At 56.6% G+C, this 10304-nt stretch carries 9 protein-coding genes; 4 read left to right on the top strand and 5 right to left on the bottom strand.

What is annotated here, in order from left to right:
• Nucleotides 1-178 (top strand): transposase (locus ACTNBU_RS11855; protein WP_441034221.1); only part of this gene is annotated, 178 nt, incomplete at its 5' end.
• 124 nt (nucleotides 179-302) lie between these two features.
• Here the strand turns inward: ACTNBU_RS11855 and ACTNBU_RS11850 are convergent.
• Nucleotides 303-1682, bottom strand: a complete 1380-nt coding sequence (locus ACTNBU_RS11850; protein ID WP_441034218.1) for an amidohydrolase family protein — start codon at nucleotides 1680-1682, stop codon at nucleotides 303-305.
• A 385-nt stretch (nucleotides 1683-2067) separates the two neighbouring features.
• Nucleotides 2068-3459 carry an aminopeptidase gene (locus ACTNBU_RS11845; RefSeq protein ID WP_441034216.1) on the bottom strand — a complete coding sequence of 464 codons (1392 nt, stop codon included), beginning with the start codon at nucleotides 3457-3459 and terminating at the stop codon, nucleotides 2068-2070.
• A gap of 120 nt (nucleotides 3460-3579) precedes the next feature.
• Here ACTNBU_RS11845 and ACTNBU_RS11840 point away from each other — a divergent pair, with 120 nt between their 5' ends.
• Nucleotides 3580-5121 carry a helix-turn-helix domain-containing protein gene (locus tag ACTNBU_RS11840; RefSeq protein WP_441034214.1) on the top strand — a complete coding sequence of 514 codons (1542 nt, stop codon included), beginning with the start codon at nucleotides 3580-3582 and terminating at the stop codon, nucleotides 5119-5121.
• Nucleotides 5122-5225: 104 nt separating this feature from the next.
• Nucleotides 5226-5474, top strand: a complete 249-nt coding sequence (locus tag ACTNBU_RS11835; RefSeq protein ID WP_441034212.1) for a hypothetical protein — start codon at nucleotides 5226-5228, stop codon at nucleotides 5472-5474.
• Between the two features lie 115 nt (nucleotides 5475-5589).
• On the opposite strand, the gene ACTNBU_RS11830 is transcribed toward ACTNBU_RS11835, so the two are convergent.
• Entirely contained in the window at nucleotides 5590-6690 is a 1101-nt protein-coding gene (locus ACTNBU_RS11830) for a serine hydrolase domain-containing protein (protein ID WP_441034210.1), read from the bottom strand.
• A gap of 385 nt (nucleotides 6691-7075) precedes the next feature.
• Between ACTNBU_RS11830 and ACTNBU_RS11825 the strand changes: the two genes are divergently transcribed.
• Nucleotides 7076-7318 carry a hypothetical protein gene (locus tag ACTNBU_RS11825; protein ID WP_441034208.1) on the top strand — a complete coding sequence of 81 codons (243 nt, stop codon included), beginning with the start codon at nucleotides 7076-7078 and terminating at the stop codon, nucleotides 7316-7318.
• A 341-nt stretch (nucleotides 7319-7659) separates the two neighbouring features.
• Here ACTNBU_RS11825 and ACTNBU_RS11820 read toward each other — a convergent pair whose 3' ends face one another.
• Together ACTNBU_RS11820 and ilvD are read right to left on the bottom strand one after the other, a co-directional pair.
• Nucleotides 7660-8193, bottom strand: coding sequence for a hypothetical protein (locus ACTNBU_RS11820; protein ID WP_441034206.1), 534 nt, complete (start codon nucleotides 8191-8193; stop codon nucleotides 7660-7662).
• A 177-nt stretch (nucleotides 8194-8370) separates the two neighbouring features.
• The gene (gene ilvD / locus ACTNBU_RS11815; RefSeq protein ID WP_441034220.1) at nucleotides 8371-10038 is read right to left on the bottom strand and encodes a dihydroxy-acid dehydratase; all 1668 of its coding nucleotides are present in this window, start codon (nucleotides 10036-10038) and stop codon (nucleotides 8371-8373) included.
• Nucleotides 10039-10304 lie beyond the last annotated feature (266 nt).

The raw sequence follows: 10304 nt of genomic DNA, 5'->3' as shown, positions 1-10304 counted from the left end.
AGAGCACGAAAAGTCATCCATTCGCGCTAAAGTGGAACACGTATTTGCGGTCGTCAAGGGTCGGTTCCGATACCGAAAGACACGGTACCGGGGCCTGCGGAAGCAGACCGCTAAATTGAATATGCTGTTCGCTTTGGCGAACCTGATCTTGGCTGACAGGCCCTGCCTGGCAGCCTGAGTTGGTGCGCCCTGCCAGGCGAACCGAGGGGATAATACTGGCTGCCCTACAGACGAGCTTACTATGGCTCTCCCTATACGCTATTTGTGCGGTGTTGCCTTAAATCGTTTCCACCCAAAGCAGCTTAACCCGGATAGGACAAAAACCGGCCCAGGCGGTCATTGACACGCTTTCCGCATTCAATGGCCTTTTTCCCGCCGATCAGTACGTATTCGATGCCCTCCGGCGGCTCCAGATGGGCCCAATCCGCCTTATCAATGATGGTCTCCGGATCAAAGATCGTGATATCCGCGTCAGCGCCTGTCTCCAGACGGCCCTTAGACGCCAGTCCCAGCCGCTTCGCCGGTTCCAGGGTCATCTTGCGGAGCGCGTCCGCCATGGGCAGGAACTTCTCCTCCCGCACATATTTGCCCAGCACACGAGGGAACGTGCCCGCCGCCCTGGGATGCCCTCCCCCATGGCTGAGGATGGCGTCGCTGGCCACCATGCCATTGGGGTTGGCGATGGCCGCCTGGATCTCGTCCTCGTTCATCACGATGCCCACAGCCAGCATCTTCGGATACTCCGCCCGGGCCTTCCGGAATATCTCTTCCGTGCAGTACACATTTCGATACGGCTCGCCGGTTAGGAAAATGCTGTCGTATCCCTTGCCCATGGCCTTGAGGATGTCCTCGTCGAATACCGCGGAGCCGATCTCCGTGCAGAACGCATTGTAGGGGTAAGTGTCGTAGTTCAGCTTCGGATCGGTCTCCATCGCCTTGTTGATACACTCCAGGGACTCCCGCATCCGCCCGATGGCGGAGCAACTGCTGAGATGGGAGATCTGGAACTTCTGCGGGATCTCCCGGGACAGCCGGATCATCTCCCGGATAGAGTCCAGATTTTCCATGCAGTCCGTCCGGAAATGGGCCGCAGCCAGATGGCCCGGGTCGCCGGACGCGCCCACGGCATAGCGCATCTCCTCATATGTGATGCCCGGGTCGTATTCCAGTCCAAAGGAAATGCCCCAGGCTCCTTCCGCCAGTTCCCGCCGGAGTTCCTGCCGTAGGATGTCCATTTGGGCCTGGGAGGCGTGGTCGTAATGGCCCAGGCCCAACTTGAGCCGGTGCCAGTTATAGCCCGTCAGCATAATGTAATTCACCGGACTGCCGCCGTTCTCCCGCAGCACACTTTTGAATTCCGACAGGGGCTGGTACTGCGTACCGCAGTTGCCGCCCACGGCGGTGGTCACGCCCATCTCCAGCATCCGCTGAGCGATCACATAGTCCGGCCCCTCATCCGCGAAATTCTCCTCATGCATATGGATATCGATGAAGCCCGGCGACACCACCTTTCCGGCGGCGTCAATGGTCTCCGCCGCCTCCGGCAGGGGCGCCTCCGGCAGGGGCGCCTCCGGCGCAGACAGGCAGACAATCCTGCCGTCCCGGATGCCAATGTTCCTCTTTACCATTTTCCCCAACTGATAATCGGGGCAGCTTCCTCCTATGATCAGTAAATCCAGCATAATCGGCCTCCTGATGCAAGAATCTCCGGGGATACTATATAGACCAGCAGCAAATTGTCATTTTGACATTTGCCTGTTCATTCGTATTCACTGGACAACCGGCCATTTTCCCAGCGTTGGAAAATGCCAGCAGATACATGAACGGCCGCAAAAGGGCGCGCGGAATTTTGCGGTGACCAATCCCATACCGTATTTGTGCTTTATCATGCTGAACCCGCACTCTGCCTTCGCTTGTTCAGTCGATGATAACTTAATGACATTGCCTTGACAAGCAACAGCAAGATGTAGATAATGCAATATAGTATGATTTTCCGCATTTCCAAATGGCATTCTCTTTGTCCGGTGGAATAAAATCGATCCGCACTGTCCCCAGCATTTCAGCTGATCACTCGCCGCTCTCAAACACCGCCCGGATGGCCCGGTAGGTCATGTAGCAGTCGATCTTCGCCACAGTCTCATAGGGGGCGTGCATGCTGAGGACGGGGACGCCCGCATCCAGGGTGTCGATGTTCCGGTTGGCCATGTATTTGGCGATGGTCCCGCCGCCGCCGGCCTCCGGCTCTCCCATCTCCGCCGTCTGCCAGAGCACGCCCGCCGCGCTGCACACTTTCCGGAATTTCCCCATGACCTCCGCGCTGGCGTCCGAGGCGTCGGACTTGTCTCCGTCGTGGCCGGTGTACTTGCAGACGGCGATGCCGTGGTTCAGGAACGCCGCATTCTTCTTTTCGTACACCTCGGCAAAGTTGGGGTCATAGGCGGAGGTCACGTCCGCGCTGATGCAGAAGGAGTTTGCGTAGCAGTCGTCCAGATCCACGCCCTGGGCGCCGCACAGCTTTTTCATCACGCGGTCGAAGGCCCGGGACTTCATGCTGGTCACGCCGTCGGAGTTGATCTCCTCCTTGTCGATCATCACGCAGACAGCAGTCTTCTCCGGCACTTTGATCTCCATTAACGCCGACAGCTGCGCGAAGCCGCAGACCCGGTCGTCCTGTCCATAGGAGGCAATGAGGCTGCGGTCCAGTCCTGCGTCCCGGGCCTTACCGGCGGGCACGAACTCCAGCTCCGCGGAGACAAAGTCCTCCTCCGTGATGCCGTAGCGCTGGTGGAGCAGAGTGAGGATGTACTGCCGGAAGCGGCTGCCCTCCTCCCCGCCGGGCACCGGACGGGAGCCCACCAGAACATTCATGGCGTCGTTGGGGACCACGTCCTTCAGCGGTCTGGCGTTCTGGGCCTTCCCCAGGTGGGGCAGCAGATCGTTGATCAGGAACACGGGGTCGTCCGGCTCCTCGCCGATGTCCACCGCCGCCTTCCGGCCGTCCGCCAGAATGACGACGCCGTGCAGCGCCAGCGGCTGGGCCAGATAGTGGTGCTTCCGCAGCCAGCCGTAGAGATACGTCTTGAGATAGGCCATGCCGCTCTCTTCGTAGAGAGGTCTGGGCTTCACGTCCAGATGCGGGGCGTCCATGTGGGCGACGCTGATATTGGCGCCGTGATCCAGGGTCTCTCTGCCGATCACCGCCAGAAACAGATTCCGGTCCCTGCTGACGAAGCCGACCCGGTCTCCGGGGTGCAGCGCCTGTCCCTCCGTGTAGGGCACAAATCCGTTTTCTTCGGCGAGTTGGAGGCTGTATGCCAGACACAGGCGCTCTGTCTTGCTGTGATCCAGGAAGTCCTTATACCGCCGGCAGTATGCGTTCATATCGGCTTCTTCCCGCTCCGAGAGCCGGTCGTAGCCGTTGGGCTGCGCATAGAACAGGGAGGGTTCCTGCTTGTTCATAGTCCTCTTCTCCTTTTTGATAATACTGTTTTCCCGGCAGCCCTACAGCTATTTGGGTGCTGCCGGTGTCTGTAGAAAAGTGATACAAACATTCTGTCTGAAACGCAGAGGAGGCATTTTATGTTCTTTTACCTGCAGGACTTTCTAACGAAAAAATCTCCTCAGAAAGTCCGTCTGCTCACCGCGCCTCAGGATTTTAGCACGCTGGTGATCCTGTCTGTCAGCACGCAGAACATCCGCGAACTGCCCATCCAGGATTTTGTCCCCGCGGGCAGCCTGATCCTCTCCGCCGCCATGGGCGAGGCAGAGGAAGAACCACTGCACCGTCAGTTTTTCAAAGAGGCCTCCGCCGCCGGAGCCGCAGCGGTCTTTGTAAAATTCAAGGATACGGATTACCATTTGAGTGCCGAGAGCGTAGCATGCGCTGACGCTCTGGGGCTGCCGGTTTTTGAGCTGCCCTGGGACTACCGCTTCGCAGATATCCAGCAGGAGGTCCTCAACTGCATCCAATCGGCCCGGACAAGGTTCACCACTGATCTGCAGTCTTCCCTGCTCAGGCTCTATTTTGACGCCAAGACCCTTCAGGATGCTGTTGACCTGGTCTCCCGGATGCTGGAAGTACCCTGCTGCATCACCCTGCCGGATGGGACTGTCCTCGCTAAAAGCGCCGACTATACGCAGCCCCAGGAAAACGAGTTCTCTCTGGATATCTCTTTGAACGATGTGACCATGGGCTGCTTCCGTTGTCAGGACGCGGGATCCATCCCGGAGGCGCTTTTGCCGGAGCTGTCACAGACGCTCTGCTTTCCTCTCTCCCTCTGGTTTCACCGGCAGAGTGTCGTGAATCTCACCAAAGCATCCCTGAAGAACGACTTTGTGTGGGATCTGGCCACTCAAAACTACGTCTCTTATGATGAGATGATCTACAATGGGAGCCTGTTCAAATTTGACCTCCAGAGGCCGTACACCTGCCTTCTCTGCAAAGCCGTCTCTGGTCCAGGATCTCAACCGGACCTCTCTGTCTGGCAGCGTGATGTGATCCGTCTCAACCTGCATGAGACAAAGATCATATCGGAGCTGAAGAGCCAGCTCCACCTGTCTATCATGTTCTACTCTCATTTTCCCAATTATATCTTCTACCTGGAAAATCCCGACAAGGGCGACAGTCACATCCGCCGGTTCATTGAGAAAGCGGAGCAGTACTTCTTCAGCGATCTCACAGACCTCCATCTCTGTTGGGGAATCAGTGAATCCGGCCTGTCCTCCGGCAATTTTTCAGAGCTGTACAACCATGCCTCTCTGGCGCTGCACTATGCGGTACACTCCAAGACCGGTCAGCGGATCTATACATACGAGGACACCCGACAGGCGCGCATCATCTCCCTCCTCAGCGAGGATGCCACGCTGAAAAGCGAGGCCTTTGACCTGATGGGACAGCTTTCCTCCTATGGAGACTCCTCCAACATCCAACTCTTTGAAACGCTGGTCACGTACATCGACAATAATTTTAATGTCAGCAAAACGGCCAAAAAACTATATATTCATCGTCAATCTCTGCTGTACCGCCTCTCCAAAATTGAAGAACTGACCGGGATGTCCCTGAAATCCAGCAGTGATCTCTTTCTTCTCAGCGTCTACGCGCGTATTTTCTCCGGCTATTGACAGACACGGTCGGGCTGCCTCCTGTTCCTTTCGCATCTTATAAAACAGGAAAAGCATATGCTTACTTCTTTTTAGCTGCTTGCAGTCTGTTTATGTGCGCCTTTATGACCCTGATCGCCATGAAGGGGCTCAGCGGTGCCATGGGATTCTTTTCCAAAGTCGTTCCGCTGATGGTGGTCCTCACAGTGGGGATCGGCATTGCCGCTCTGATCCGCTTCGGCTTTCCGGCCAGCCTGTTCGGCTTTGGAAATCTGATCTCCGTCCTGTACCCTCTGATGGGATATTACAGCTACGCATTTATTATCTGCCTGACGTGCCACTATTGCAGGATACGTTTGGGAAGCCGCCTTTGAACTCCTATATTTTTCTTGAATAAACATGTTTTCCCGGCATCAGATCCAGCTGCTGGGAAAACATGTTTTTATGCTGTTCACTGGTGCGCCGCGGGCAGCAGGAGATCCCTCTCTGTCAGGCGCGGAGGAAATTCCTATAAATTGCGGTCATCATGCGCTCATGCCAGATAGTCCTCTGGCAGTAATTCCCTTTGTGGAGATCATGGTCCGCCCCGGTGCCATTGAATGCATATGCGAAGCCGCTCCGCGTCACCGGATCAAAATAGCATGCGGAGATCAATCCGTATGCGCTGCCGGTATGACCGTAGATCGTGATATCGTCCGCCTCCGCGATCACATGGTCTTCGCCGATCTCCGTCGAGATGATGTTCAGGCCCGTTCCGTAGGCGTGGGCACTGTCATCCATGTCCTTGTTGTTTTTTCCGGGGGCGTACCACCACACCGGAGCCGTCATCTGTCTGACAGCCTCTTCCGACAGGATCCGGTTCCCGTTTTCCGCAACGCCGCCGTTGAGGAACATGACAGCGGCCAGCGCCAGCTCATGTGCTGAAATGCGCAGCCCGCCCTGGGGAGAAAAGATGGTCCCATTGGTGCCGACTTGATAATCAGTGACGTCCTCCTCATAATTGGCTGTTCCCAGATCCGGGTTATTGATGGAGATGATATTTTTCGGCTGTACCACACCCTGATAGTCGTCCATTTGAGCGCACCAAGGCTTGCTGACATCCCATACACCGTCTCCAAAGCGCTTGAAAATGGCGGAGACATCCAGGATCCCGCTCTCATCGAAATCTCCAAGATTGAAACTGGCGCCGATCCCCATCGGCTTGAGGACTTGCTCTCTCATGTAATGGTCAAATCGCTGGCCGGACAGCAGTTCGATGATCGTTCCGAGGATGCCGAAATTCAGATTGGAGTAGAGATAGAAGCCGCCGGGGCCCATATCATGTACGCCGTCAGGCGCCGCGAAATGCTCGCCGCCGCAGTAAAAGCTGCCTCCGGGCAAAAAGCACTCCTTGATATGCGTCTTGCTGGGGATCGAATAGGCAGAGCCATCGCGGATAGACGAGATATGAGAAAGCAGCATCCGGGGCGTGATGATGGCGTCGGGATAGTGGGGATTTCGCAGGGGGAATGCCAGATACTTGCCGGCGTCCTCGTCCAGATCGATGAGTCCCTGATCGAACAGACGCATAATGCCGATGGCGGTGAACACCTTCTTCTCCTTTTTATTGGTGCTTGCTGTGGTTTTGAAGCGCTGTGCAGAGTAAACTTTTCGACCTTTTCTCCTCGACTGTGTTCAATTATAACATACAGGTTCTTTTCAGGCATCATTCATTCTGTAACAGTTCCTTCTCTGGATATATCATACAAAATAGCAGATACTCATCTGCAGCAAATGCAATAATTTGGATGCGTATTGTTCAATTTCGCCGTCCAGATCCGCACAGCACACATGCTTCTGCTGCAGCAGATCCATTACGCCTCCGGATGCTCTTTCCGCATATTTATTACTTAATGTCTACTGAATAAACCGCTTTGCGGTTTATTCCTGCGGCTGTTGCCGCAGAATTTCATCAAAAGGACAACTTTTTTCCCTTTTGATGAAATTCAGGCATTGTTACAATGCGTATTTCCGCTGGAACGCTGGAGCGTTCCAGCGGAAGGCGCAAGGATTTCGGGCGGTTTTACCCGAAATCCTTGCACTTGAACAAAGCCATTTGGCCTTGAAAGCTATGGCTTTCAAGGCTTGCGGCTTTGTTCAGTACGCATTACTTATATTTGATCCGAATCCCCTGTGGATCTTTCCGCAGCCAGGACATTTGCCGGCGGATCAAAATTAAAATTTTCGACATTTTCTGTAAAAGGTGTAACTTTTTTGTCTCCAGCAGAGTTAGGGATTCATTTTTCCAAAGAAGCAGAGGTCGATGCTCGTCTCAAGCATCCACCTCTTTAGCAAAGAGTCACACTTGCCCGGGGATTTATTCCCGGGTCGCCGCACCGTTTCCGAATCCACCCGGAATATTGAGTGGGTGCTGAGCGAAAACGATCTGGTCCTATGAGAGAAGAGCGGAAGCGTTCACATATAAAAGCGCCCCTGTCCGCGGACAGGGGCGTTCATTGTGTGTTGGGTTTATTCGGCCTTCAGTGCATCGGAGAAGAAGGCGTCCAGCCGGTCCACCAGTTAGTGGAACACCGGATGATCGTCGAGCATGAAGTCGTTGTGCTTGCCGTCGATGACATACAGCTCCTTTTTGCAGCTCAGCAGCTGATAGATGTCCACGGAGCAGGAGAGCGGATGGAACAGGTTGTCTTTTCCGCGGCCGATGAACACCGGCACGTCCAGCTTGTCCACGCAGTCCTCAGCGTTGAAGTCCAGCAGGCTCTGGCCAAATTCCAGGGGGATCTCCGGGCCGCATCCTTTGACCGCGCAGAGATGATCCTTGACCACCGTGCCGGTGACCGGGTCCAGAGGATAGTAGATGAAGGGATCTTCAAAGCAGCGAGTTCCCTCGGTAACAAAACGGGTCCGCTCCTCGGCGATGGTTTTCTCCAACGCCATGTAGCCAGCGTAGCTGTAAATACTCTGGATCCACTTGCGGCAGTTGCAGAAGCCGTTGAGGCCGGCCACTGCCCGGACATCAGGTTCCTTGGCGGCAGCCATCACCAGCGCGGCGGCCATGCCCCATCCAATCAGGCCGATGCGGCTTGCATCCACCTCCTCCCGTTAATGAAGGCAGTACCGCATCATGCAGCAAGAGCGGTTTGCGAGCAAATTTTGCGTCAGACAAAGGCGCAATTTTGCAGGAATACTGGGCGTATTTCAAAAAATTGCAACGCATGGATGGCGCAAAATTTCCGCAAAGCGCTGCCGATGCATTTGTGCGGTGTTGCCTTAAGATTCCTCCGGGGTCTTCAAAACCGCCCCCTGGTCGGCAGAAGTGACCAGCGCGGCATAGCGATTCAGCGCGGGGGTACGGTCCTTGCGGATGTGCTTCACGTTGGCCAGACGGCGCTGGATCTCCTCGTCCGGCACGCAGAGGGTCAGCGTGCGGTTGGGGATGTCGATGATGATTTTGTCCCCCTCCTCCACGGCGGCAATGGGACCGCCGGCGGCCGCCTCCGGGGAGACGTGGCCGATGCAGGGTCCCCGGGTGGAGCCGGAGAACCGTCCGTCGGTGACCAGGGCGCACATCTCGTCCATGCCCCGCCCCACGATGAGGCTGGTGGTCATGTGCATCTCCCGCATACCGGGACCGCCCTTGGGGCCCTCGTAGGTGATGACCAGAATGTCGCCTTTCTTGATCTGGTCGCCGGAGACAGCGGCGCTGGCCTCTTCCATGGAATGGAACACCCGGGCCCGGCCCTCAAAGTAGTACATGCTGGGCTTGACGCCGCTCTTTTTCACCACGGCGCCCTTGGGGGCCAGATTGCCGTGGAGAATGGCCAGGCCGCCCTCCGGATTTTTGGGCGCGGACAGGGGGAAGATGACGTCGTTTTCCACCAGCTCCACGTCCTTCAGGTTCTCCCCCAGGGTCTTGCCGGTGACGGTGAGCTGAGTGGTGTCCAGCTTGGACTCGATGGCCTTCAGAACAGCGGGGATACCTCCCGCCTCGTCCAGATCGCAGAGGGGATGCTTGCCGGAGGGCTTGATGTTGCAGATGTAGGGCACCTTCCGGCTGATCTCGTCGAAATCGTCCAGGGTGATGGAGATGCCCGCCTCATGGGCGATGGCCGGCAGATGGAGGGTGCTGTTGGTGGACGCTCCCATGGCCATGCTGGCGGCGATGCCGTTGCGCAGGCACTCGCGGGTCATGATCTTCCGAGGCGTCAGATCCTCGGAAATCATCTCCACGATGCGGCGGCCGGACTGCTTGGCGATGCGCCGTTTCTTGGCCGAGATGGCGTGGGCCAGGCCGCAGCCGGGCAGGGTCATGCCCATCACCTCTGCCAGACAGCCCATGGTATTGGCGGTGCCCAGCATGGAGCAGGTGCCGTAGCCGGGTAGGGCGCTTTTCTCCGCCTCCATCAGGTCGTCCAGCGTCATTTTGCCGGTCTGGGTGCGGCCGATCAGCTCCCGCATATCGGTGAGGGTCAGCGGGGCCAGATCCTTGTACCGGCCGGGCAGCATGGGGCCGCCGGGCACCATGATGGTAGGGATGTTCAGCCGCATGGCGGCCATCAGCATGCCGGGGACGATCTTGTCGCAGCCGGGCAGCATGACCATGGCGTCAAACTGATGGGCCTCGACCATGTACTCAATGGAGTCGGCGATGATCTCCCGGCTGGGCAGGGGATAACTCATGCCCTTGTGTCCCTGGCACAGGCCGTCGCAGATGGCGATGGTGCTGAACTCCCGGGCGACGCCGCCTGCCTCGGCGATGCCCAGCTTCACGAAGTCGGCGATCTCCCGCAGATGGATGTGGCCGGGAACCATCTCCGTAAAAGAGTTGACGACGGCCACCATAGGCTTTTTCAGGTCCTCAGTGTCCAGGCCGGTGCTGTAGAGCAGGGCACGGTGTGCCGCCCGCTCAATACCGTTGGTGAGCTGGCCGCTGCGCAGGTCTTTGAAGTGCATATCTTGTTCTTGCTTCATGGCAGTCTCCTCCTCTTTGTCCGTAGAGCCCCGGTATGCGGGACAGCGGGTATCTCCGCGCGGCCTTTGCGGGGATAAAGTTCACTTTTTACGGCCGCAAAATACCTTCTGTATCATTAGTATAATGACTACTGAATAATGGCCCATTTTTATTTAGGCGAGAGAAGTGCCGGCAAAAACGCAAGTAGTTGCAAAATGGCGCACTGAATCTTGCGGAGATTCAGCACCAGAAC

Origin of the sequence: Dysosmobacter sp. HCP28S3_G4, from assembly GCF_052065175.1 — a bacterium.
Taxonomy (GTDB): domain Bacteria; phylum Bacillota; class Clostridia; order Oscillospirales; family Oscillospiraceae; genus Oscillibacter.
The sequence above is the reverse complement of the archived record's forward strand: the minus strand, read 5'-3'. Positions and strand labels throughout refer to the sequence as shown.

Bases quoted from the DNA above. Each gene is read 5' to 3' on its own strand.
- ACTNBU_RS11840 (WP_441034214.1), top strand. From the start codon at position 3,580: ATGTTCTTTTACCTGCAGGACTTTCTAACGAAAAAATCTCCTCAGAAA.
- ACTNBU_RS11850 (WP_441034218.1), bottom strand. From the start codon at position 1,682: ATGCTGGATTTACTGATCATAGGAGGAAGCTGCCCCGATTATCAGTTG.
- ACTNBU_RS11845 (WP_441034216.1), bottom strand. From the start codon at position 3,459: ATGAACAAGCAGGAACCCTCCCTGTTCTATGCGCAGCCCAACGGCTAC.
- ACTNBU_RS11835 (WP_441034212.1), top strand. From the start codon at position 5,226: ATGACCCTGATCGCCATGAAGGGGCTCAGCGGTGCCATGGGATTCTTT.